This is a genomic window from Streptomyces sp. H27-C3 (assembly GCF_030063415.1).
GTDB lineage: Bacteria > Actinomycetota > Actinomycetes > Streptomycetales > Streptomycetaceae > Streptomyces.
Map to the genome: position 1 here is coordinate 1 of NZ_JASITA010000065.1, position 22,778 is coordinate 22,778.

The 22,778-nt window shown below is 70.1% G+C and carries 20 protein-coding genes; 7 read left to right on the top strand and 13 right to left on the bottom strand.

From position 1 onward, the window contains the following. Nucleotides 1-179: 179 nt before the first annotated feature. From QMK30_RS36070 to QMK30_RS36090, 5 genes are all read right to left on the bottom strand, one after another. Nucleotides 180-977 carry an aldose epimerase family protein gene (locus QMK30_RS36070; protein ID WP_283522575.1) on the bottom strand — a complete coding sequence of 266 codons (798 nt, stop codon included), beginning with the start codon at nt 975-977 and terminating at the stop codon, nt 180-182. Between the two features lie 313 nt (nt 978-1,290). Next, nucleotides 1,291-2,214 carry an SRPBCC domain-containing protein gene (locus QMK30_RS36075; RefSeq protein WP_283522576.1) on the bottom strand — a complete coding sequence of 308 codons (924 nt, stop codon included), beginning with the start codon at nt 2,212-2,214 and terminating at the stop codon, nt 1,291-1,293. Between the two features lie 157 nt (nt 2,215-2,371). Further along, nucleotides 2,372-4,051, bottom strand: a complete 1,680-nt coding sequence (locus QMK30_RS36080) for a polyamine aminopropyltransferase (RefSeq protein WP_502963294.1) — start codon at nt 4,049-4,051, stop codon at nt 2,372-2,374. A gap of 54 nt (nt 4,052-4,105) precedes the next feature. Continuing rightward, nucleotides 4,106-4,624: a DUF2617 family protein gene (locus QMK30_RS36085; RefSeq protein WP_283522577.1), complete on the bottom strand. Its 519-nt coding sequence runs from the start codon at nt 4,622-4,624 to the stop codon at nt 4,106-4,108. 287 nt (nt 4,625-4,911) lie between these two features. Then, the gene (locus tag QMK30_RS36090; RefSeq protein ID WP_283522578.1) at nt 4,912-5,172 is read right to left on the bottom strand and encodes a hypothetical protein; all 261 of its coding nucleotides are present in this window, start codon (nt 5,170-5,172) and stop codon (nt 4,912-4,914) included. Between the two features lie 136 nt (nt 5,173-5,308). On the opposite strand from QMK30_RS36090, the gene QMK30_RS36095 reads away from it, so the two are divergent. Both QMK30_RS36095 and QMK30_RS36100 read left to right on the top strand, forming a co-directional pair. After that, a complete protein-coding gene (locus QMK30_RS36095; protein WP_283522579.1) occupies nt 5,309-6,496 on the top strand; it encodes a pyridoxal phosphate-dependent aminotransferase in 1,188 nt (395 codons plus the stop codon). Nucleotides 6,497-6,738: 242 nt separating this feature from the next. Beyond that, the gene (locus QMK30_RS36100) at nt 6,739-7,920 is read left to right on the top strand and encodes a putative hexosyltransferase (RefSeq protein ID WP_502963295.1); all 1,182 of its coding nucleotides are present in this window, start codon (nt 6,739-6,741) and stop codon (nt 7,918-7,920) included. 18 nt (nt 7,921-7,938) lie between these two features. On the opposite strand, the gene QMK30_RS36105 is transcribed toward QMK30_RS36100, so the two are convergent. Both QMK30_RS36105 and clpB read right to left on the bottom strand, forming a co-directional pair. After that, a complete protein-coding gene (locus tag QMK30_RS36105) occupies nt 7,939-8,478 on the bottom strand; it encodes a type III secretion system chaperone family protein (RefSeq protein ID WP_283522580.1) in 540 nt (179 codons plus the stop codon). Nucleotides 8,479-8,599: 121 nt separating this feature from the next. After that, a complete protein-coding gene (clpB, locus tag QMK30_RS36110; RefSeq protein ID WP_283522581.1) occupies nt 8,600-11,185 on the bottom strand; it encodes an ATP-dependent chaperone ClpB in 2,586 nt (861 codons plus the stop codon). 148 nt (nt 11,186-11,333) lie between these two features. Here clpB and QMK30_RS36115 point away from each other — a divergent pair, with 148 nt between their 5' ends. Then, entirely contained in the window at nt 11,334-11,750 is a 417-nt protein-coding gene (locus QMK30_RS36115) for a pyridoxamine 5'-phosphate oxidase family protein (protein WP_283522582.1), read from the top strand. 172 nt (nt 11,751-11,922) lie between these two features. On the opposite strand, the gene QMK30_RS36120 is transcribed toward QMK30_RS36115, so the two are convergent. Together QMK30_RS36120 and QMK30_RS36125 are read right to left on the bottom strand one after the other, a co-directional pair. After that, a complete protein-coding gene (locus QMK30_RS36120) occupies nt 11,923-12,246 on the bottom strand; it encodes a (2Fe-2S)-binding protein (protein ID WP_283522583.1) in 324 nt (107 codons plus the stop codon). Beyond that, nucleotides 12,243-12,488: a hypothetical protein gene (locus tag QMK30_RS36125; protein WP_283522584.1), complete on the bottom strand. Its 246-nt coding sequence runs from the start codon at nt 12,486-12,488 to the stop codon at nt 12,243-12,245. The genes QMK30_RS36120 and QMK30_RS36125 overlap by 4 nt, the downstream gene beginning before the upstream one ends. 110 nt (nt 12,489-12,598) lie before the next feature. Between QMK30_RS36125 and QMK30_RS36130 the strand changes: the two genes are divergently transcribed. After that, nucleotides 12,599-13,603, top strand: a complete 1,005-nt coding sequence (locus QMK30_RS36130; RefSeq protein ID WP_283522585.1) for a helix-turn-helix transcriptional regulator — start codon at nt 12,599-12,601, stop codon at nt 13,601-13,603. A 157-nt stretch (nt 13,604-13,760) separates the two neighbouring features. Here the strand turns inward: QMK30_RS36130 and QMK30_RS36135 are convergent, their stop codons facing one another. The 4 genes from QMK30_RS36135 to dnaK form a co-directional block, all read right to left on the bottom strand. After that, complete coding sequence (locus QMK30_RS36135) at nt 13,761-14,210, bottom strand: heat shock protein transcriptional repressor HspR (RefSeq protein WP_283522586.1); 450 nt, start codon at nt 14,208-14,210, stop codon at nt 13,761-13,763. A 1-nt stretch (nt 14,211) separates the two neighbouring features. After that, on the bottom strand, nt 14,212-15,393 hold the full coding sequence (gene dnaJ, locus QMK30_RS36140; protein ID WP_283522587.1) for a molecular chaperone DnaJ: 1,182 nt from the start codon (nt 15,391-15,393) through the stop codon (nt 14,212-14,214). Between the two features lie 78 nt (nt 15,394-15,471). Further along, the gene (gene grpE, locus QMK30_RS36145; protein ID WP_283522588.1) at nt 15,472-16,143 is read right to left on the bottom strand and encodes a nucleotide exchange factor GrpE; all 672 of its coding nucleotides are present in this window, start codon (nt 16,141-16,143) and stop codon (nt 15,472-15,474) included. Then, nucleotides 16,140-18,020 (bottom strand): molecular chaperone DnaK, encoded by a 1,881-nt coding sequence (gene dnaK, locus QMK30_RS36150; protein WP_283522589.1) that lies wholly within the window; start codon nt 18,018-18,020, stop codon nt 16,140-16,142. The genes grpE and dnaK overlap by 4 nt, the downstream gene beginning before the upstream one ends. 193 nt (nt 18,021-18,213) lie before the next feature. Between dnaK and QMK30_RS36155 the strand changes: the two genes are divergently transcribed. From QMK30_RS36155 to QMK30_RS36165, 3 genes are all read left to right on the top strand, one after another. Continuing rightward, nucleotides 18,214-18,834 (top strand): sugar transferase, encoded by a 621-nt coding sequence (locus QMK30_RS36155; RefSeq protein ID WP_283522590.1) that lies wholly within the window; start codon nt 18,214-18,216, stop codon nt 18,832-18,834. A gap of 140 nt (nt 18,835-18,974) precedes the next feature. Then, nucleotides 18,975-21,242, top strand: a complete 2,268-nt coding sequence (locus tag QMK30_RS36160; RefSeq protein WP_283522591.1) for a heterodisulfide reductase-related iron-sulfur binding cluster — start codon at nt 18,975-18,977, stop codon at nt 21,240-21,242. A gap of 273 nt (nt 21,243-21,515) precedes the next feature. Beyond that, complete coding sequence (locus tag QMK30_RS36165; protein WP_349362155.1) at nt 21,516-22,589, top strand: FG-GAP repeat domain-containing protein; 1,074 nt, start codon at nt 21,516-21,518, stop codon at nt 22,587-22,589. The last annotated feature ends 189 nt before the right edge of the window (nt 22,590-22,778 follow it).

The following is a 22,778-nucleotide window of genomic DNA, read 5'->3' on the forward strand; positions in this document are numbered from 1 at the left end:
ATTGGCAGCGGCGTCGCGGCGCCTGGGACCTCCGCCTCCGGCGTTGTCGTCAGTCGCGATGGCTCCGCCATCACTCCCTCCTCCGCCTTGGATTCGAAGGCCCCAGACGCCGCTCCTTCTCCCACTGTCAATCGCGGGTGAGGTCGTTAGAGCCGCCGCCCGCTCCAAGTGGTCGCCGCTCACAGCCGACGCCAGCTCCAGGTGGTGGCGATCTCCAGCGGCTCGATGGGGGTGACGAGCAGCGGGGTGGTGTTGAGGCCGTTGGGCGGGCCCGACTGCGGCTCGACGCAGACCGCCTCGGCCTGCTCGTCGTAGATCACGACCCACTCGGCGCGACTCGCGATCTTCAGCTCCAGCGCCCCGGGCCAGGTCAGCGTGACGTCCACGCCGTCCGGCATCCCGAAGCAGTCGTCCCAGGGGCCGGGCCCCGGCTCGATGCGGCGGCCAGTCGGGAGATGGTCGTCGCCACGCTCCTCCTGCCACCCGGCCGTGAAGTCGAGCCGCACGTCCTCGCTGCCCTCGCCCCCGAGGTTGCGCCGGAACCAGGGGTGCCAGCCGGCCTGTGCCGGGAAGGAGTCGCCGTACGTCTCGATCCCCATGGCCAGCGTGAGCGAGTCCTCGGTCAGCTCGAACGTCTGGGTGACCCGGCCGGGGTACGGCCACGGCTCGGCCAGGTCGTAGGTGAACGCGGCCTCGCTCTTGTCGGCGCGGGCGGTGCGCCAGGCGGTGTTCCGGCCCGTGCCGTGGATCGCGTGGGGCGGCCAGTCGATCGGCAGCTGATGCGGGGTCGGCCCGTTGCGGAACTTCCCGTACGCCGTCCGGCCGCACCACGGCACCATCGGGAAGCAGCCGTAGCGCTCACCCTGCCGCAGCAGCTCGGTACCGCCGACCCGAAGGCCGGCGATGCGGCAGCCGTTGCCCTGAGCGATGGTCAGTTCGGTGTCGCCCGCGGTCAGTCGCGTCTCTTGGGTACTCACGATCCGACCCTAACCGCAGGGCCCCGGAAACCGCGGGGCCCCGGAAACCGCAGGGCCCCGGAAACCGTCCGGCACTTGCGGCGAAAGGGCTGCCGGACGGCCCAGAGTGCCGGTACAGGCCCTGACGACTGTCGGACAGGCCATGACGGCTGCCGGACAGGTCATGTCGACTGGCGGGGCCCTCGACGCCACGGAGGTCGCCGCGGGCCCGGCGGAGCGTCGGCGACCGACGACAACGCCGCAGATGCGCGTGCCACGCCCCGCGACACCGCGGCGGTCGCAGCGGGCCCGGCCGTGATCCGCCGGATACGCCCTACTGCCTGCGGCGCAGCGCGCGGCCGACCACGACCGCCGAGGCCAGGGCGAGCGCGGCGGCCGGGGCGACCCAGCGCAGGGTGGCCGTGGCCGACGACGACTGTGGGGAGGGCACCGGCGCGTAACGCCCGCGCGGCGGCGCGTGGTCGACCTCCTCCGCGCTGCGGCCGATCATCGTCCGCCGGGCGTGCGCGGCCTCGACCGCGGGAGGCCCGGCGGGAGCCGGCACGCCGGGCAGGTCGGACACCGGGTCGAGCGACGGCGGCGGCACTTCCGTCCCGAAGGCGGACGTGTGGTCGTCAGCGGGGGCAGGCACGCCGGCATCGGGGGCGGGCACGTCGTCGTCACCGCCGAAGTCCGCCGGATCCGCCGGATCCGTGGCACCGGTCGCACCGGCCGACTCGTCGGTCCCAGCCGCCCCAGCCGTCCCGGAGGGATTCACCGGCTCGGGACCGGCCTCCCCGGGGTCGGCCGCCAGCCGCGCCGCGAAGCGGTCCAGCAACCGGTGTGCGGACGCCAGCGTCGCCGCCGCGTCGAGCTCCGCGATGCGGCCCTCACCGCTCGCCGTGCCCGTGAACGTCAGCCCCGTACCAGCGCCGGCCACACCGTCCGCGCCGACGCCGCCGACCGCGGTGGGCGTCAGCCGCAGCGTCAGGGCCAGCTTCACCAAGCCCGTACCGCGCGCCTCCGCGCCCTCGCCCTCGACGGCGAAGCTGCCGTCGGGCAGCTCGGTGACGCGCAGCGTTCCCCGGTATGTGATCGTGTGGCCGCCGATGCGGATCTTCAGCCGCCCCGAAAGCGGGCCCGATGCCTCGTCGGCGTCCTGCTGGAGGCCGGGAACGCAGCGCGCGACGCGGGCGGGGTCCCCCAGCGTCTGTCGGAGGGTCTCTGCCGGAACCGGAACGAACACCTCATGCTCCATGGGAACCGAGCCTACTCACGCCCGCCCGTCATGTACTCGACTCCGCACGGACCAGGCCCAACAGTCGCGTCAGACGCATCGGGAAAAACCCATTTGTCCCACGGGCGGTCAGTCTCGGGGCACGACTCCGGGCATGCCCCGCGTACACCGCACGCGCTCAGTACCGCGGATGCACCAGCGTCGAAGGCGGCACCGCCCCCCGCACCCGCTCCCCCTGCGCCGAGCGCGCCGCCTCCCCCAGCACCCGCGGCGACAACGACCGCAGCCGGGGCGCGTCCCCCGCGAGGCCCAGCCCGGGTGATGTGCGGTGCCCGGCCAGGACGAAGCCCCAGTCGTGCGGGGCCGCCACCGAGCCGGAGACACGGTCGGGGCCAGCGGTGAACCCCGAGAGGCGGCCGACCGCCCGGTACGGGCTGGTCCGCAGCCCCGCGGACCGCATCGTCGCGTCGACCGTCCAGAACACGCGGGGCCGCGTCGCGAGCGGCCCCGCGTGCACCACGAGCCGCCCGTAGTCCGCCAGGACCCGGGAGGCGAGCCCGTAGAACTCCTGGGAGTACAGCTTGGTGCTCGGCGTGATGCCCGGATCGGGCAGGTCCGAGATCACCACGTCGTACGGGCGGCGTCCGGACGGACCCTCATCGCGCAGCCACTGGAACGCGTCCGCGGTCGCGACCCGCAGCCTCGGGTCGCGGTGGACGCCCCCGTTCAGCGCGGTCAGGGCCGGATCGGTGCGGGCCAGCCGGACGACCGCCGGATCGAGCTCGACCACGGTCAGCGAATCGACGTCCCGGTAACGCAGCACCTCGCGGGCCGCGAGCCCGTCACCGCCGCCCAGGATCAGCACCCGTGCGTGCGATCCGCGCATCGCGGGGTGGACCAGCGCCTCGTGGTACCGGTACTCGTCACGGGCGCTGACCCGCAGCCGCCCGTCGAGGAAGAGATCGAGCGGCCCGTGCTCACCACCCGTCAGCACGACCTCCTGCACCCCCGTCTGTACGGCGACCCGCACCCCGTTCCCGTACACCGCGCGGCGCGCAGCACGCTCGAAGTCGCCGACGAGCGCGGTGGCCGTGGCCAGCAGCACGAGCACCCCCAGGTTCACCACGACGAGCAGCCAGCGGGTGCGGCGCGTCAGGTCGTCCCGGAAGAGCCACAGGACGAGCGCCCCGCCGGCCACCGTGTTCACCGCGCCAGTGAGCAGCGCGCCGGTGAGCTGCCCGAACAACGGCAGCAGCAGGAACGGGAAGGCAAGGCCGCCGACCAGCGCGCCGACGTAGTCCGCGGCGAAGAGGTCGGCGACGTCACCGCTCGTGTCCCGGCTCTCGTCGCGCCGCGCCACGCGCTGGATGAGGGTTATCAGCAGCGGGATCTCGGCGCCGATGAGCACCCCGATCGCCAGCGAGAAGGCGACCAGCACATACCGCGCCCCGCCCACCCAGGCGAACGTCGCGTACAGCACCAGCGCGGAAGTGCCGCCGACCAGCGCCAGCGCCGCCTCGACCAGACCGAAACCGACCGCCGCCCGGCACCGCAGCCGTTTGGCGAGGAGCGAGCCGATGCCCATCGCGAAGACCATCACCGAGAGCACGACGGACGCCTGAGTGACCGAGTCGCCGATCAAGTACGAGGCGAGGGCGACCAGTTCCAGTTCGTACACCAGTCCGCACGCGGCGCAGACGAAGACCACGCCGAGCACCAGGAACCGCCCCGTCCGAGGGCCCACGGGCAGGGCGGCGGGCACGGCCGGAGCGGCAGGCGGCACGACGTGTCCCGCCGCGCCCCCCGGCTCCGGAGGCGGGGCGCCACCGAGGACAGCGTGCACAGGCGGATCGATCACGATGGGAACGCTACGTCACAATCGGCGCACCACCCGTCACCCACAAGGGTGCAACTACGCCACCGCAGGCATACGTACGCCGACTCTCGACCGGGTTACCACCAAGCACCCCTCCTGCGGATAGGCGTGCCAGGTGCGCCACCGCACCTGCCCCTCGTGCCACTGCGCCAGCATCGCCGTGAACGCGTGCGGGGAGCCGGGGAAGGTGCCGGCCAGGCCGTTGGGATGGTCGGCGACGAGCGCGAGCAGCTCCTGGGCGCGGCCGGCGAACTGGCCCCGCGAGAGCGTCTCGACGCGCGCAGCGAACTCGTACTCCCATTCGCCGAGCCGCTTGGCCACGCCCAGCGGCAGCGGCGTACTGCTGCCTGGCATGCAGGCGACCGTTTCCGAACAGGTGCCGCCCTCCTCTTCGAGAATCACTTGATGGGACGCGCCCAGCAGCCTCAACTGGAGAGAGGAACCACCCAGTTCGAGGTCGAGCACGGCCAGGGCGGGCAGCGGCTCGCGCCCCAGCGCCCAGGCCAGATCGGCGGCACGGGTGTCGGTGTAAGAAGTCTTCAGTGTGGTGAGCATGTGTGGCTCCGCAAACAGGCGTTTGGACGGGTGGACCGGGGTCACCCGGGAGGAGAGGTGAGGGAGTGTTCGGGGGACCGCCTGCTCGGGTCCACATGAGGTCCGAGGGGTGTGGTGCGCAACAGCGAGGGAATCATGAAGTGCGCGGCGCTCACCGCGTTTTTACCCAAGGTGACGGGGTTTCCATCCCCCGGGGGCCATACAGTTCAACTGTTCAACAAGGAAGCGCCCGACAGGATTTCTCCCGCCGGGCGCCATCAGGTGAAACGCGGAACAGCTGTCCGGTGTCAGCTGCCTCCGCCGCCCCCACCACAGCCACCGCCACCACCGCAGGACGAGCTGCCGCCGCCGCAACTGCTACTGCCGCTGCCGCTGCCGCTGCCGCAGGACGAGCCGCCGCCGCTGTCGCCGCTCCACCAGCCGCCGTCCGATCCTCCGCGACCGCCGCGACGGCGGCCGTGCGTGTTGCCGCTGCTCGCCCGTACCAGGCCCACAACCATCGCGATCACGACCGCGACCGCGAGACCGACAAAAAAGATCACTCCCATGGTCCACCCCGTTCTTTTGTCCCCCGTGAGCGAGGCGATCAGGCACTCGCTTCCAACGTGACAGGGGGATTCCCCCGCCCGCGCGGGCCCAAAGCAGACTTGAGCAACTCCAGAGGTTCGGCACAGGATTGCCGTCATGACGAGGCCGACAGCACATCGACAGCGCCCACTGCTCAACCGCCGGCTGGCGGAGTTCGGGACGACGATCTTCGCCGAGATGTCGGCGCTGGCCGTGAGCACCGGATCCATCAACCTCGGCCAGGGCTTCCCCGACACCGACGGCCCCGAGGAGATCAGGGAGGCCGCGGTGCGCGCCCTGCGCGACGGCCGCGGCAACCAGTACCCTCCGGGCCCCGGCGTCCCCGAGCTGCGCGCCGCCGTCGCGGACCACCAGCGCCGGTACGGCCTGGCATACGACCCCGACACCGAGGTCCTCGTCACCGCGGGCGCAACCGAGGCCATCGCGGCCTCGCTGCTGGCCCTCCTGGAGCCCGGCGACGAGGTCATCGCCCTGGAGCCGTACTACGACTCGTACGCGGCCTGCATCGCCATGGCGGGCGGCACGCGCGTCCCCGTCACCCTGCGCCCGCACGACGGTACGTACCACCTCGACCTGGACGAGCTCCGTACCGCGGTCACCCCGCGCACCCGGCTGATCCTCCTCAACACCCCGCACAACCCGACCGGGACCGTCCTGACCCGCGAGGAGCTCGCCGCCGTGGCCGAGCTGGCCGTCGAGCGCGATCTGCTCGTCGTGTGCGACGAGGTGTACGAGCACCTGGTCTTCGACGGCGAGCACATCCCGCTCGCGTCCTTCCCCGGGATGCGGGAGCGCACGGTCACCATCGGCTCGGCGGGCAAGACGTTCTCCTTCACCGGGTGGAAGGTCGGCTGGATCACCGCGTCGCCGGAGCTGGTGACGACGGTGCGCTCGGCGAAACAGTTCCTGACGTACGTGTCCGCCGGGCCTTTCCAGTACGCCGTCGCGGAGGCGCTGCGGCTGCCCGACGCGTACTTCACCGGGCTGCGGGACGATCTGCGCGCGAAGCGCGATCTGCTCAGTGGCGGGCTCGCGGAGGCGGGTTTCGAGGTCTACCGGCCCGCCGGTACGTACTTCGTCACCACCGACATCCGGCCGCTCGGTGAGGACGACGGGTTCGCGTTCTGCCGGGCGCTGCCGGAGCGGTGCGGGGTGGTCGCGATTCCCAACGCGGTCTTCTACGACCACCGGGATCAGGGCGCGCCCTTCGTGCGCTTCGCGTTCTGCAAGCGGATCGAGGTGCTTAAGGACGCGGTGACGCGGCTGAAGACGCTTTCGGGGTGAGCGCGGGGGGTGCGGGCGCGGGTGCGGCGCTGTTCCCCACCCCGCCCCTTCCCGAAGTCCTCGAGCGCCGGACGGGCTGCATTTCAGCCCGCAGCGGCCCACCCGCCCGCACCCCCGGCGGGCCGAGTGGGTGCCCCGGTGGGAATCTTGCACCCACTCGGCGCGCCCCGGTCGCGTGCTCCGGCGGGGGCGCTCATCGTCGGGGTGTCCGCCCCCGCGCGCGCCCGGAGGTTCAGCACACCGTGTCCGTCGACACCGCACCGAGACCCACCGCCGGGCCCGCCCCCCGCACCTCCGTGCCGGCCGTACGCGGTGCCCTGCGCCGGGCGGCGCCCGCGCTCGGGCTGTTCGCCGCCGCCCGGCTGACCGGCATGCTGGCGGTGGCGCTCTGGGCCTGGCACCTGGGGAAGAACCCCCTCACGCTCCTCGGCCACTCCTGGGACTCCCGCTGGTACACCGGCATCGCGGCCCACGGCTACGGGCAGACCACGCTCACCTACGGCGACGGCACGATCCAGAGCGACCTGGCGTTCTTCCCGCTCTACCCCGGCCTCGTACGGGCCGTCACCACCGTCCTGCCCGTCTCCGGCAGCGCGGCCGGGCTGCTGGTCTCCTGGGCCGGGGCAGCGGCTGCCGCCTGGGCGATCTACCTCATCGGCGAGCGGCTGTACGGCCGCCCCACCGCCGTAGTCCTGGTGCTCCTGTGGGGCCTGCTGCCGCACTCGGTCGTCCTGACCATGGCGTACACCGAGCCGGTGCTCACCGCCTTCGCGGCCTGGTCGCTGTACGCCGTCCTCAGCGGCCGGTGGCTCTGGGCGGGCACCCTGGCCGCGCTCGCCGGACTGGCCAGGCCCAACGGGATCGCGGTCGCCGCGGCGGTGTGCGCGGCGGCGACGTACGAACTCTGGAAGCGGCGCGGCCGGATGCCGTGGCGGATCTGGGCGGGCGCCGCGCTCGCCCCGCTCGGCTGGGCCGGATTCGTGCTGTGGGTCGGCGCGCGCGAGGGCGATCCGCTGGGCGGCTACTTCGCCGTACAGGCCGGCTGGACCTCGCGCTTCGACTTCGGCGTGGGCTCCCTGCGCTTCGTACACGAACTGCTGCGGGGGCCGGAGAACCTGCCGTTCCCGATGGTGCTGATGATCGTCGCCGCGTCGCTGGTGCTCTTCGCGCTGCTCGCGCTGGACCGCCCGCCGCTGCCGCTGCTCGTCTACACCGGGGTGCTGATGCTGATCACGGTCGGCGGCTCCGGCTACTTCGAGTCCAAGGCGCGCTTCCTGCTGCCCGCCTTCCCGCTGCTGCTGCCACTGGCCCACGCACTGACAAAAGCCCGGCCGAGGGCCGCGATCGTGGTGACCGCCGCCCTCGCCGGGCTCTCGCTCTGCTACGGGACCTATCTGGTGACGATGGCCCCGGTGCCTGTGTAAACGAATCAGGCCTACCGATCAGGCCTGGTCCTCGCCCGTGCCTTCGCCCTCGGCCGAGTCGACGTCCTTCTCCAGGCCGAGCTGCTCGACGAGCCACTTGTCGAACTCGATCGAGGCCCGCACCCAGCTGACCGTCGAGGACACGAAGTGCTCCAGGCTGACGCCGGTGCCGATCAGCATCTGCGCCTCACCGATGAGGCGGACGGTGCCGTCGTCGTGGGTGTGGCTGTAGACCTTCGGCCACAGGGTGCGGCGGTTCCAGTCGTCGATCAGCTCAAGGAGCTGGATCTTCTCTTCGATCTGGTGCGGACGGTCGTAGAAGGTCCGTACCGAGAAGACCTGCTGATCGTCCTCGCCACGGAACATGAAGTACGTGCGGAATTCCTCCCACGGAGCGGCGAGGTCACCCTCGTCGTCCAGGACGTACTTCAGTTCCATCTGGTCGAGAAGCTGCTTGACCAGCTCCTGGTCCGGAACGACGGGGCCCCCTGTCGCTCCTTCGGCCTGCGGGTCGGGCTGGCCCCCGAAATTAGGAATCGAGGAGGGGTCGATGCTCACCGTGAATTTCCCTTCGTACGGTTCCGACCATCCTCTCCCATGGCGGGCGGGGGCTGGCAACCCCCGCCCGCGCGATCCGCTGCGGGCGGACACGATCCGGGCGGGGGCCGGGCTCCGGCTCCTACTGGGCAGCGCCGACGATCAGGCCGTCGCCAACCCGGTCGACCCGGACCGTGTCGCCGTCCTTGACCTCGCCCGTCAGGATCTCCCTGGCCAGCTGGTCACCGATCGCCGTCTGGATGAGGCGGCGCAGCGGCCTGGCGCCGTACGCCGGATCCATGCCCTCCTCCGCCAGCCAGGCCAGCGCCGCGGGCGAGACGTCGAGGGTGAGGCGCCGCTCGGCAAGCCGCTTGGCGAGACGGCCGATCTGAAGCTCGGCGATGTGCGCCAGCTCGTCCTTCGACAGCGCCGAGAAGACCACCAGGTCGTCGAGCCTGTTGAGGAACTCCGGCTTGAAGGAGGCTCGCACCAGATCCATGACCTGCTGGTTCTTGACCTCTTCGCTGCTCAGCGGGTCGACCAGATACTGGCTGCCGAGGTTCGACGTCAGAACCAGGATGGTGTTGCGGAAGTCCACCGTCCGTCCCTGGCCGTCGGTGAGACGGCCGTCGTCGAGGACCTGGAGCAGGATGTCGAAGACCTCGGGGTGGGCCTTCTCGACCTCGTCGAGGAGCACGACGCTGTACGGGCGGCGGCGGACGGCCTCGGTGAGCTGGCCGCCCTCCTCGTAGCCGACATAGCCGGGAGGCGCGCCCACCAGCCGCGCCACGCTGTGCTTCTCGCCGTACTCGCTCATGTCGATACGGACCATGGCCCGCTCGTCGTCGAAGAGGAAGTCGGCGAGCGCCTTGGCCAGTTCGGTCTTGCCGACGCCGGTCGGGCCGAGGAAGAGGAACGAGCCGGTCGGTCGGTCGGGGTCGGCGATCCCGGCGCGGGTGCGGCGTACCGCGTCGGACACCGCGCGAACCGCCTCGGTCTGGCCGACGAGCCGCCTTCCCAGCTCGTCCTCCATCCGCAGCAGCTTCTGCGTCTCGCCCTCCAGGAGGCGCCCGGCGGGGATGCCGGTCCAGGACCCGACCACATCGGCGATGTCGTCGGAGCCGACCTCCTCCTTGACCATGGTGTCGGTACGGACCTCCGCCTCGGCGGCGGCGGCCTCCTCCAACTCGCGCTCCAGGCCCGGGATCTCCCCGTACAGCAGCTTGGACGCGGTGTCGAAGTCACCGTCGCGCTGGGCGCGTTCGGCCTGGCCGCGCAGCTCGTCGAGCCGCTCCTTCAGCTCACCGACCCGGTTGAGGCCCTGCTTCTCCTTCTCCCAGCGGGCGTTGAGGCCGCGCAGCTCCTCCTCGCGGTCGGCGAGGTCTCGCCGCAGCTTTTCCAGGCGGTGCTTGCTCGCCGCGTCGGACTCGTTCTTGAGGGCGAGCTCCTCCATGCGCAGCCGGTCGACGGAGCGCTGGAGTTCGTCGATCTCGACGGGCGAGGAGTCGATCTCCATGCGCAGCCGGGACGCGGCCTCGTCGACGAGGTCGATGGCCTTGTCGGGCAGGAAGCGCGAGGTGATGTACCGGTCGGAGAGCGTCGCGGCGGCGACCAGCGCGGCGTCCGCGATCTGCACCTTGTGGTGCGCCTCGTAGCGCCCCTTGAGGCCGCGCAGGATCGCGATGGTGTCCTCGACGCTGGGCTCGGCGACCAACACCTGCTGGAAGCGGCGCTCCAGGGCGGGGTCCTTCTCGATCCGCTCGCGGTACTCGTCGAGGGTCGTCGCACCGACCATGCGCAGCTCGCCGCGGGCCAGCATCGGCTTGAGCATGTTGCCCGCGTCCATGGAGGAGTCGCCGCCGGCCCCCGCGCCCACGACGGTGTGCAGCTCGTCGATGAACGTGATGACCTGCCCGTCGCTCTCCTTGATCTCGGACAGGACGGTCTTGAGCCGCTCCTCGAACTCGCCGCGGTACTTGGCACCCGCGACCATCGCGCTGAGGTCCAGCGACACCAGCCGCTTGTTCTTCAGGGACTCCGGTACGTCGCCCTTGACGATGCGCTGGGCGAGGCCCTCGACGACGGCCGTCTTGCCGACGCCGGGCTCGCCGATGAGCACCGGGTTGTTCTTGGTGCGGCGCGACAGCACCTGCACGACGCGCCTGATCTCCTGGTCCCGGCCGATGACCGGGTCGAGCTTGCCCTCGCGCGCGGCGGCCGTGAAGTCGGTGCCGAACTTCTCCAGGGCCTTGTACTGACCCTCCGGGTCGGGTGTGGTCACTCGACGCCCTCCCCTGATCTTCTCGAACGTCTCCAGGAGCCGCTTCGCCCCGGCCCCCTCCTGCGACAGTACGTCCCCGGCCCGGCCGCCCTTGGCTGCGATGCCGATGAGCAGGTGCTCGGTGGAGAGGTAGTCGTCGCCCAGCTCCTTCGCGCGCTGCGAGGCGTCGGCGATGACGGCCAGCAGTTCGCGGTTGGGCTGCGGCGGCGCGACGGTGGATCCCGTCACGCTGGGCAGCGCGGCGATGATCCGCTCGGCCCCGGACCGTACGGCCGCCCGGTCCGCCTCGACGGCGGCCAGCAGGTCGATGATGTTGGCGTTGTCCTCACCCTCAAGCAGCGCCAACAGCAGATGCGCGGGGGTCAGATCCGCGTGTCCGCCCTGCACGGCGCGATTGCTCGCCGCGTTGATCGCGTCCCGGCTCTTGTTCGTCAGCTCCGCGTCCACGTGCGCTCTCTCCTCCTCGCGGGGCGGCATTCAGTCCCCCTGCGGCGCCCCCTGCATGACACACTGAACGTGCGCAAAGTTGAGTCTATTCCACTCAAGCCTGGGAAAGCATCCCTCTGTGGAACCGGGCACCCCCTAGGCTTTCGGTATGGCCGACGACGTACGCAACCCGAGTCCGGAGTACCTCGCCTTCTGGCGCGAGTACCACCTCTGCACCCTGACCACCCCGCGCCCGGACGGGTCGCCGCACGTCGTGCCGGTCGGGGTGACGTACGACCCGGAGGCGGGGCTCGCCCGCATCATCACCAACAAGGACAGCACGAAGGTGGCGAACGTGCAGGCCGCCGGGGAAGCGGGCGCCCGGGTCGCCGTCTGCCAGGTGAAGGGCGGCCACTGGGCGACGCTGGAGGGGCGCGCGGTGGTCCGTACGGAGCCGGAGCTGATCGCCGACGCCGTACGCCGCTACGCCGAGCGCTACGAGCGCACCCCCGCGCCCAATCCGAACCGCGTCCTGATCGAGATCACGCTGGACCGCGCGATGGGCCGCGCACCCGGCCTGGCCTGATCAAGGGGGCTGCCCCGGCGCGGTCCGACCCGCCGACATGACTGGGGGCCCTGCCGGGGGGCGCCGCCCCTGTCCGGACACAGCACAGCGGCGCCATCGTGTTCAGGTTCACGATGACGCCGCTGTGTGGGGGAAGCGCCTGAGCGATTGGGGTAAATAAGGGGGAATCGCTTCAGGCACTGCGGGGGGTGGCGGTGCTGGCTTCTGGTTCGATCAGCTGGTGGTCACGCTGGTCCAGATTGACGAAAACCATGCCGTAGCGCACGGCACAGCGAACAGGTTGCGGCGCCCCTCGGGGCCGGCGAAGGCACCGGTAGGCACGGACGTCCTCATCGTCCTCTTCGCGTACGACCACGATCGGTTCACCGAACAGGGTGACCATCAACGAGTCGCCACGGTAAGGAATCGCCGTGGCCAGATCGATGAAGTGCCATCCCGACCGGTAGGCCGTGGCCATCTCGCGTCTGAAGGTGCGGTCGTCCGGGGGCACGGTCATGCGCCTGCGTTTGCCGGCGCGATGCCCCAGCTGATGTCACCGGGCGCACCCTCGACATCCCAGCTGATGTCACCAGGCGCGGACGCTGCCTCGACGTTCCAGCTGATGTCACCGGGCGGCGCTGCCTGGGAACTCCAGCTGATGTCGCCGGCACCCAGCGTGCCGTAGGCCAAGGCCGCGACGAAAGCGGTGGCAAGCACCGAGCGAAGCATTCGCTTATACATGGTCGGCTTCGTCCTCACTTGTGGATTCATCTCCCCCGCCTCTAAGACGATGTCTCACCTGGGCACGCGAACACCACCGGGACGATGCATCATGTTCCTGCACGTTCAGGAACCTGGGGGGTGGAGATATGGTCAGAAGTGACACAAAACAGACACATCCTCATGGGATCACCGAACTATGCGACGCGGGGGGACGTCTTTACGCCAGTGCGCTGCGCTCCGGACGCATAGCCCGCGCCGAAGTGGAACCGGCGCCCTGCCTGATGGACTTCGCACTTCTGCACCCCGACCCCGACGACTCGGACTGGCTCCGCCCAGTTCCACCGTCCGCCGCACTCGCCCAGCGACTCCACCCCATAGAACGCGAAATCCAGGAGCGCAGGCGGCGCTCCGTCGAACTGGCCGACTCTTTCGAGCCTTTCATGGACATCAGCGCGCAGGACCCACCGACCACCCACGCCATCACGGTGCTGGAGGGGGTCAACAGGATCAACGCGGCGCTCGATCTCGCCACCGCCGAATGCCGGACCGAGGTCCTCACCGTCCAGCCCGGAGGCGGCCGGAGCGAGGACCGTCTCAGCGAAGGCCTCGAACGCGCCCTCTCCGTGGTCGACCGCGGGGTCGGCATGCGCACTCTCTACCAGCACACCGTCCGGCACAGCCAGGGCACGCTCGCCTACGCGGAGCGCCTGGCCGCGGGCAAGGTCGAGATCCGGACCCTCGAAGAGCTCATCGAGCGCCTGATCATCTTCGATCGGACGGTCGCCTTCATCCCCGCCCGCAACGACCGCCAGGTCGCCCTGGAGCTCCGCCACCCCGGACTGGTCGAGTACCTGGTCAAGGTGTTCGAACAGCTCTGGAGCCGCGCGGCGCCACTCCTCGACGAGCTCCAGTACGATCCGACGCCCAAGGGCATCAGCGGCGTCCAGCGCTCCATCGCCCAGCTCCTCGTCGAGGGGCATGTCGACGACTCCATCGCCCGGCGCCTCGGGATGAACGTACGCACCTGCCGCACCCACATCGCCAAACTGAACGCCGCGCTCGGCAGTGGCAGCCGCGCCCAACTCGGTTACCTCATCGCCCGGTCGGGAATCCTGAACCAGGATCACCACCTGCGCACCCCGCCGGACTGAGCGTGGCTCGGCGGTCCCGGATCCGGCGCCTCGAACTTTTACTTGAACACTCCCTGACCCCGCGCCGGCCGCGTCCGGCCACGACGAGTGCTCGGCGGGCATGGGTAAGGCCCCCTCCGCCACGGAGAGGGCCCTCCACGCACTTGCGCGCCGCGGACTACTCCGGCGACCGCTTGGGCCGCCACACCACCAGCGCACTCGCCTGCTGCACGTCCTGGTACGGGACCAGGTCGCGCCGGTACGACGCGTGCACCTGCGCCTCGCGCTGCTGCAGGGCGGACGCCGCGCCCTCCACCGCGACCGAGAGCTCGGCGACGCGCTGCTGGAGCGCGGTCACCTGGTTCTCCAGCTCGATGATGCGCTTGATACCGGCCAGGTTGATGCCCTCGTCCTGCGACAACTGCTGCACGGTTCTGAGCAGTTCGATGTCGTGGGCCGAGTAGCGCCGACCCCGCCCCGGTGTGCGGTCGGGCGAGACCAGGCCGAGGCGGTCGTACTGCCTGAGGGTCTGCGGGTGCAGGCCGGAGAGCTGGGCCGCGACCGAGATGACGTACACCGGTGTCTGGTCGGTCAGCTGGTACGGATTACGTCGTCGGCGCGGATCCATCTCATGCTCCCTTCGCGGCCTGGAACAGCTCCGCCCGCGGGTCCTCCCCCGCGGTCGCCTCACGGTAGGACTCCAGCGCCTCCCGGGCCTTGTCGTCAAGGTCCTTGGGCACCGCGACCTCCACGGTGACCAACAGGTCGCCGCGGGTGCCGTCCTTGCGCACCGCGCCCTTGCCCCGGGCCCGCATGGTGCGCCCGTTGGGCGTGCCCGCCGGCAGCTTGAGCGTGACCGGGGGCCCGCCGAGGGTCGGCACCTTCACCTCGCCGCCGAGCGCCGCCTCCACGTAGGCGACGGGCACGGTGATGGTGAGGTTGTCGTCCTTGCGGCCGAACACGGGGTGGCTGCCCACGTGCACGACGACGTACAGGTCGCCCGCGTGGCCGCCCCGCTCGCCCGCCGTGCCCTTGCCGCGCAGCCGGATCCGCTGGCCGTCGGAGACGCCCGCCGGGATACGGACCTGCATGGTCCGCGACGACTTGGCGCGCCCGCTGCCCTTGCAGACATCGCAGGGGTCCTGGGCGATGAGCCCACGGCCCCGGCAGTCCACGCACGGGTCGGTGAGCGAGAAACCGCCCCCGCCGCCGCGCGACACCTGTCCCGTGCCGACGCAGGTCGGGCACACGCGGGGCGTGCCGTTCTTGTCGCCGGTGCCGGAACACGCCTTGCAGGGCGCCTGGCTGGACATCCGCAGCGGGACCGTGGCCCCGTCCACCGCCTCGGAGAAGCTGAGCGTCACCTCGGACTCGATGTCCTGACCCCGGCGCGGCTGGACACGCGTGCCGGGTCCGCCCCGGTTGAACAGCCCGCCGAACACGTCCCCGAGTCCACCGCCGAAGCCACCGGCGCCGGCCTGTGTGCCGCCTTGGGCGCCGCCTCCGAAGAGGTCACCCAGGTCGAAGTTGAACGAACCGCCGCCCGCTCCGGGTCCGGTGCGCAGACCACCGTTGCCGAAGAGGGCGCGCGCCTCGTCGTACTCCTTGCGCCGCTTGGGATCACCGAGGATGTCGTTCGCCTCGGAGATCTCCTTGAAGCGGTCCTCGGCCTTGGCGTCGCCCTTGTTGGCGTCCGGGTGGAACTCGCGGGCGAGCTTCCGGTACGCCTTCTTGATCTCGGCCTCGGTGGCGTCCTTGGGGACGCCGAGAACCTTGTAGTAGTCCTTCTCGACGAAGTCCTTCGTGCTCATCCCCGACGTCCCTCCTTCCCGCTTTTCCTACTGCTCGCACAACTCGTACTGGTCGTACTGCTGTTGCCGCTGATGGCGTCAGCCCTCGTCCGGGCCACCGCTCTCCTCGTCCGCTGCCTGTGCCGATGCCGACGAATCCGCCTCGTCCGTCTTGCCCGCGCCCGGCTGGGGCTCGGCCACCGCGACCCGCGCGGGACGGATGGTCCGCTCGCCGATCCGGTACCCAGGCTGCAGGATCGCGACGCATGTCGTCTCGGTGACATCCGGTGCGTACGAGTGCATCAGCGCTTCGTGGATGGTCGGGTCGAAGGGCTCGCCTTCCTTGCCGAACTGCTGAAGGCCCATCTTGGCGACGGCCGTCTCCAGCGATTCGGCCACCGACTTGAAGCCGCCGAGCAGCTCGCCGTGCTCCCTGGCCCGGCCGACATCGTCGAGGCTCGGGAGGAGCTCGGTCAGGAGGCTCGCGACGGCGACCTCCTTGACCGCGACCCGGTCCCGCTCCACACGGCGGCGGTAGTTCTGGTACTCCGCCTGCAGCCGCTGCAGGTCCGCGGTGCGCTCGGTGAGCGCCATGCGTACCTGGTCGAGCTGCGCGGTCAGAGCAACGTCCTGCTGTACGTCCCCGGCCGGGGCCGCCGGGCCGGACTCCTTCTCGGAGTCCGGCTCGGCGGCCTTCGGCGTGGCGTCCTCGGGGGTGGCGCCGGAGGGGACGTCGGGCTTCTCGTCGAAGCCCGGAGTCTCCTCCGTCATGCCGCGCCGCCCTCCGTGCCCTTGGTGAACTTGGTGTCCTTCTCGTCGTCGACGATCTCGGCGTCGACCACGTCGTCATCGGCCTTCGCCTGCTGCTCGCCACCGGCGTCGCCGCCCGCGGCCTGAGCACCCTCGGCATTGGCGTACATGGCCTGGCCCAGCTTCTGGGAGACGGCCGCGACCTTCTCCGTCGCCGTGCGGATCTCGGCGGTGTTGTCGCCGTCGCCGGACTCCTTGAGCTTTTCCTTCAGCTCGGTGATCGAGGTCTCGACCTCGGTCTTCACGTCACCCGGAACCTTGTCCTCGTTGTCCTTGAGGAACTTCTCCGTCTGGTAGACGAGCTGCTCGGCCTGGTTGCGGGTCTCGGCGGCCTCGCGGCGCTTGTGGTCCTCGTCCGCGTACTGCTCGGCCTCTTCGCGCATCCGGTTGACCTCGTCCTTCGGCAGCGAGGAGCCACCGGTGACGGTCATCTTCTGCTCCTTGCCGGTGCCGAGGTCCTTGGCTCCGACGTGCATGATGCCGTTGGCGTCGATGTCGAAGGCGACCTCGATCTGCGGGACACCACGCGGGGCCGGCGGCAGACCGGTGAGCTCGAACATCCCGAGCTTCTTGTTGTACGCCGCGATCTCGCGCTCGCCCTGGTAGACCTGGATCTGCACGGACGGCTGGTTGTCCTCGGCCGTTGTGAAGATCTCGGAGCGCTTGGTCGGGATCGTCGTGTTGCGCTCGATGAGCTTCGTCATGATGCCGCCCTTGGTCTCAATACCAAGCGACAGCGGCGTGACGTCGAGGAGCAGAACGTCCTTGACCTCGCCCTTCAGGACACCGGCCTGCAGCGAGGCGCCGATGGCGACGACCTCGTCCGGGTTCACACCCTTGTTGGCGTCCTGGCCGCCGGTGAGCTCCTTGACGAGCTCGGCCACGGCGGGCATCCGGGTCGAGCCGCCGACGAGAACGACGTGGTCGATCTCGGAGAGCTGGATGCCCGCGTCCTTGATGACGTTCTGGAACGGGCTCTTGCAGCGCTCCAGGAGGTCGGACGTGAGCTGCTGGAACTGCGAGCGCGTGAGCTTCTCGTCCAGGTGCAGCGGGCCCTCGGCGGACGCCGTGATGTACGGCAGGTTGATCGAGGTCTCCGTGGAGGAGGACAGCTCGATCTTGGCCTTCTCGGCCGCTTCGCGCAGGCGCTGGAGCGCCATCTTGTCCTTGGAGAGGTCCACGCCGTGACCGGAGTGGAACTGCTTCACCAGGTAGTCCATGACGCGCTGGTCCCAGTCGTCACCACCGAGGTGGTTGTCACCGTTGGTGGCCTTCACCTCGACGACGCCGTCACCGATTTCCAGCAGCGAGACGTCGAAGGTGCCGCCACCGAGGTCGAAGACGAGGATGGTCTGGTCGTCCTTGTCGAGACCGTAGGCCAGCGCTGCGGCCGTCGGCTCGTTCACGATGCGAAGGACGTTCAGGCCCGCGATCTCGCCGGCCTCCTTCGTCGCCTGACGCTCGGAGTCGTTGAAGTACGCCGGGACGGTGATGACCGCGTCGGCCACCTTCTCGCCCAGGTAGGACTCGGCGTCGCGCTTGAGCTTCTGCAGGATGAAGGCGCTCATCTGCTGCGGGTTGAAGTTCTTCCCGTCCAGCTCGATGCTCCAGTCGGTGCCCATGTGGCGCTTGACCGACCGGATCGTCCTGTCAACGTTGGTTACTGCCTGACGCTTCGCAACCTCGCCTACCAGCACTTCACCGTTCTTCGCGAAAGCGACGACGGACGGCGTGGTCCTGGCGCCTTCGGCGTTGGTGATGACGGTGGGCTCGCCGCCCTCCAGAACGCTGACGACGGAGTTCGTAGTGCCCAGGTCGATGCCGACCGCACGTGCCATTTCATTTCCTCCAGCTGACTTGAGTGGAACAGGCTCAAGGATGCATCACCGATCCCTGCGCGTCAACAGACCTGAGTCGAGCCGACTCAACTCTTATGCCGCCCTTACGGGCAAGCGGGTCTCAATAGCGGGCGGTGCGCCCCCCGGCGAGGCAGCCAAGGCTCGCACCAAAAGCCATGAAAAGGTGTATCTCATGGCAAACATGCCTCACATCCCCGCCAAGCGGATCTTCGACCTCATGGCCGGCCGGCTCCCCGTACCCCGCGTGCCCGCCCGGCGGACCTTCGACCTCGCGGCGGGCCGGCTCCCCGTGCCTCACCTGCCCGCCAAGCGCGTCTTCGACCTGACGGCCGGCCCGCTCCTGCTGCTGGCCGCGGCCCCGGTGCTGCTCCTTGCCGCCGTGGCCTCCGCCGTAACCTCCCCCGGCCCGGTCCTGGTCCGCAGGACCCGGACGGGCCTCGCGGGCCACCCCTTCGAGATGCTCTCGCTGCGTACGGCCCCGGGCACCCCGGTCGGCCGGCTGCTGCGGCGCACCCGGGTCGACGTACTGCCCCGGCTCCTCCATGTGATGCGCGGCGAGATGTCCCTGGTCGGCCCGTGCGCACTGCCACCCGGCCACCCCGAAGGCGCCGTCGGCGGGCGGCTGTTGGTACGACCCGGCCTCACCGGGCTGTGGCAGGTCGGCGGGCGCTCCGACCTGCCGTGGGACGAGATGGGCGTGCTCGACGCGCACTACCTCGACCACCACTGGATCGGCCTCGATCTGAAGATCCTCGCCCGCACGGTCCCGGCCGCGCTGGCCATGCGCCGCTGAGGGTTCCCTCAGCGACACAGATCACCGCGTGCGCGGCTACAGTGCGGCGGAATAAGTGGGTACGCTCAGCACGAACTGGATAAGTTACCGCTTAGTAATCCCACCGAATCCCCACCCTCGCAGGCCCGAGGAGCCCCCAAATGCAACTCGCCGCGATCATCGTGTCGTTGGTACTGACCGTGGTCGGCGTTGCGCTCATCAGCCGAGCCGTCGCGCAGATCTACCGGTTCGTCAAGCTGGGCCAGCCGGTACCCGCGGGCAGCCGCACCGAAAACCCGAAGCAACGCACGATCACCCTGGCCAAGGAGTTCCTCGGCCACTCCCGGATGAACCGGTGGGGGATCGTCGGCTTCGCGCACTGGTTCGTCGCGATCGGCTTCCTGACGCTGCCGCCGACCCTCCTGCAGGCGTACGGCCAGCTGTTCCAGGCGGACTGGGTGCTGCCGATCATCGGCGGCTTCCTGCCGTTCGAGATGTATATCGAGTTCATCGGCCTGATGACGGTGGTGGGCATCGTCATCCTGATGGCGATCCGGCTGCTCAACCTGCCCTCGCGGGCCGGCCGCAAGTCGCGTTTCGCGGGCTCCAAGGCCTGGCAGGCGTACTTCGTCGAGTACATCATCCTGACGATCGGCCTGGCGATCCTGGCCCTGCGCGGCCTGGAAGGCGCGATCCACCACGTCGAGAGCTACGACGCCGCGTACTTCGTGTCGTACCCGCTGGTGCTCGCCTTCAAGGGACTGAGCGTCTCCACGCTCCAGACGCTGATCTACTTCACCGCGATGATCAAGATCGGCACCTCGCTGATCTGGATGATCACGGTCGCGCTCAACACCAACATGGGTGTCGCCTGGCACCGCTTCCTCGCCTTCCCGAACATCTGGTTCAAGCGCGAGGCGAGCGGCGATGTCGCCCTCGGCGCGCTCCAGCCGATGACATCCGGCGGCAAGGAGATCGACTTCGAGGACCCGGGCGATGACGACACCTTCGGTGTCTCGCAGGTCGAGCAGTTCTCCTGGAAGGGCATCCTCGACTTCTCCACATGCACCGAGTGCGGTCGCTGCCAGTCGCAGTGCCCCGCCTGGAACACCGGCAAGCCGCTCTCCCCGAAGCTCCTGATCATGTCGCTGCGCGACCACGCGCACGCCAAGGCCCCGTACCTGCTGGCCGGTGGCGGCAAGGACGCCGAGGGCAACGAGAAGGCGACCGAGGAGCAGCTGGCGAACGTGCCCGCCGCGGCCATCGCCGAGGCCGAGCGCCCGCTGATCGGCACGCTCGAAGAGAACGGCGTCATCGACCCGGACGTCCTGTGGTCCTGCACGAGCTGCGGCGCGTGCGTGGAGCAGTGCCCGGTCGACATCGAGCACATCGACCACATCGTCGACATGCGCCGCTACCAGGTGATGATCGAGAGCTCGTTCCCGTCCGAGGCCGGGACGATGCTCAAGAACCTGGAGAAGAAGGGCAACCCCTGGGGTCTCGCCAAGAAGGCGCGGGTGGAGTGGACCAAGGAGGTCGACTTCGAGGTCCCGATCGTCGGCAAGGACCTGGAGGACCTCGGCGAGGTCGAGTACCTCTACTGGGTCGGCTGCGCGGGTGCCCTGGAGGACCGGGCCAAGAAGACCACCAAGGCCTTCGCCGAGCTGCTGCACATCGCGGGCGTCAAGTTCGCGATCATGGGCGGTGACGAGAAGTGCACCGGTGACTCGGCCCGCCGGCTCGGCAACGAGCCGTTGTTCCAGCAGTTGGGCCAGGAGAACGTGGCCATGCTGAACATGGCGTACGGCGAGGACGACGACGACCCGGAGACGAAGAAGCCCAAGTCGTCGAAGAAGATCGTCGCGACCTGCCCGCACTGCTTCAACACGATCGCGAACGAGTACCCGCAGCTGGGCGGCGAGTTCGAGGTCATCCACCACACCCAGCTGCTCCAGCACCTCATCGACGAGGGCAAGCTGGTCCCGGTGACCCCGGTCGAGGGCCTGATCACGTACCACGACCCCTGCTATCTGGGCCGTCACAACAAGGTCTACACCCCGCCGCGCGAGATCATGTCCGCCGTCCCCGGACTGCGCCAGCAGGAAATGCACCGGCACAAGGAGCGCGGCTTCTGCTGCGGCGCCGGTGGCGCGCGGATGTGGATGGAGGAGCGGATCGGCAAGCGCATCAACAACGAGCGCGTGGACGAGGCGCTTTCGCTGAACCCGGACATCGTCTCCACGGCCTGCCCGTTCTGCCTGGTCATGCTGACCGACTCGGTCAACGGCAAGAAGAACGACGGCAAGGCGAAGGAATCACTCCAGGTCGTGGATGTGGCCCAGCTGCTCCTCGACTCGGTACGGACGCCGGCCGAGCCCGCGGGCGAGGCGGAGACGGTGGACGCGCCGGAGCCGGAGCCGGTGAAGTAACCGGCACGCACGCCGCAGTGAGCGGCCGGATCTGCCTCGGGGGCAGGTCCGGCCGCTTTTTCGTACGTACGGGAGGGCTTTCGGCGGGTCAGCCGGGCCTGGGGCGTGTCGCCGAACCCACCATCCCCGATCGGCCTGCGATCGCGATCGGTCCGTTGCCTTAACGCAACGGTTAAACGCGAGCATCATGTGACACCTGAAGGCTCGCGCACAGACGGCCACAGGAAGCTACAGACGGGGTGGATCGTGCGAATAGGGATCGCTGCGACAGCTGTGAGCTGTGCGGTACTGCTCCTGGCGGGCTGCGGGCCCTCGGACCCGGAAGCGGCCCCCGCCGGCAGCAAGAACGGCGACACCGCCCCCTCCACCGCGGCCCTCGCGAACAAGGCCGCCGCGCACCCCGTCCCCCGAGGCGGCGGCAGCCGCGTCCCCGAGGACTTCAATGGCGACGGCCACCGCGACCTCGTCCTGAACGACCTGGTCAAGGCCGCCCAGGACCGCCTCGGCGACGACGCGGGCATCGGCATCGTGTACGGCTCCAAGTCCCCCGGCGCCCTCGATCCCGCCGTACGCCAACTCCTCACCCCCGCCCGCAACGCGGCCCCCACCGACGGCACCCTGCCCGCCGCCTTCGACGCCGAGACCTCCTGCGACCTCGACAAGGACGGCTTCGCGGACCTGGTGGTCACCACCGACCCGCCGTTCAACGGCACGGGCAGGCCGCCCGTACCGCTCCAGATCCTCTTCGGCGGCCCGGCCGGCCTCACCGGCAAGGCGGTCAAGCTCCGCATCCCCGAAGCCGCCCGCTACGGCAACGAGTGGCCCGGCCACCCCGTCTGCGGTGATTTCGACGGCGACGGCAGCCAGGACCTGGCGGTGACCGCCAGTGGCGGCCGGCTCAGCTACCTGCGCGGCCCCTTCACGCGGACGGGCGCCCCGCGCGCCGCCGGCGCCGCCCGTCCGGGCGTGGGCCCGGTCCTGGCCGCACCCGAGCCGAAGGCCGACGTCAACGGCGACGGTTACGACGACCTTGTCTCCACCACCCGCGCACACGCGCCCGGCACGGCCGGCCGGGGCAAGCTCCTGCCCGGCGGCCCGGCGGGCCCCGGCCGCGCGGGCGCCACGTACAGCTACAAGGCCGTACGAGAGCTGCCGGCGGCCGACCTCCCGGCGGGCAGGGGGCACGTCGCGACGGATCTCCTGCGGTACGCCGACTTCGACGGCGACAAACGGCCGGACACCGTGGTGCGGACGCACCGGGACGAGGCGTCGGACCGGGTCGTGCTCCACCCCGCCAAGGGCAGGGGAGCCCCGCTCCTCACCTTCTCCACGGCGGCCTTCGGCTGACGCCCGCACCGGGCCCTCCCCCGCTCCCGCACTCTGGGGACAACCCCCCGGGGTGCCCCTAGTACTGCAACCGTGTTTGGCGTGACGGTGGTTCAGGGCAGGGGTTGTGGCCTCGTCGTTTGTAGTGGCTGATGCGTGCCCGGTGTTGTGCTTGTCGTCGCCAGTGGGACCAGTGCAGGACATGGGTGA

Bases quoted from the DNA above. Each gene is read 5' to 3' on its own strand.
- QMK30_RS36130 (WP_283522585.1), top strand. From the start codon at position 12,599: ATGGTCAGAAGTGACACAAAACAGACACATCCTCATGGGATCACCGAA.
- dnaJ (WP_283522587.1), bottom strand. From the start codon at position 15,393: ATGAGCACGAAGGACTTCGTCGAGAAGGACTACTACAAGGTTCTCGGC.
- QMK30_RS36085 (WP_283522577.1), bottom strand. From the start codon at position 4,624: ATGCTCACCACACTGAAGACTTCTTACACCGACACCCGTGCCGCCGAT.
- QMK30_RS36090 (WP_283522578.1), bottom strand. From the start codon at position 5,172: ATGGGAGTGATCTTTTTTGTCGGTCTCGCGGTCGCGGTCGTGATCGCG.
- QMK30_RS36115 (WP_283522582.1), top strand. From the start codon at position 11,334: ATGGCCGACGACGTACGCAACCCGAGTCCGGAGTACCTCGCCTTCTGG.
- dnaK (WP_283522589.1), bottom strand. From the start codon at position 18,020: ATGGCACGTGCGGTCGGCATCGACCTGGGCACTACGAACTCCGTCGTC.
- QMK30_RS36155 (WP_283522590.1), top strand. From the start codon at position 18,214: ATGGCAAACATGCCTCACATCCCCGCCAAGCGGATCTTCGACCTCATG.
- QMK30_RS36120 (WP_283522583.1), bottom strand. From the start codon at position 12,246: ATGACCGTGCCCCCGGACGACCGCACCTTCAGACGCGAGATGGCCACG.
- QMK30_RS36095 (WP_283522579.1), top strand. From the start codon at position 5,309: ATGACGAGGCCGACAGCACATCGACAGCGCCCACTGCTCAACCGCCGG.
- QMK30_RS36160 (WP_283522591.1), top strand. From the start codon at position 18,975: ATGCAACTCGCCGCGATCATCGTGTCGTTGGTACTGACCGTGGTCGGC.
- grpE (WP_283522588.1), bottom strand. From the start codon at position 16,143: ATGACGGAGGAGACTCCGGGCTTCGACGAGAAGCCCGACGTCCCCTCC.
- QMK30_RS36075 (WP_283522576.1), bottom strand. From the start codon at position 2,214: ATGGAGCATGAGGTGTTCGTTCCGGTTCCGGCAGAGACCCTCCGACAG.
- QMK30_RS36135 (WP_283522586.1), bottom strand. From the start codon at position 14,210: ATGGATCCGCGCCGACGACGTAATCCGTACCAGCTGACCGACCAGACA.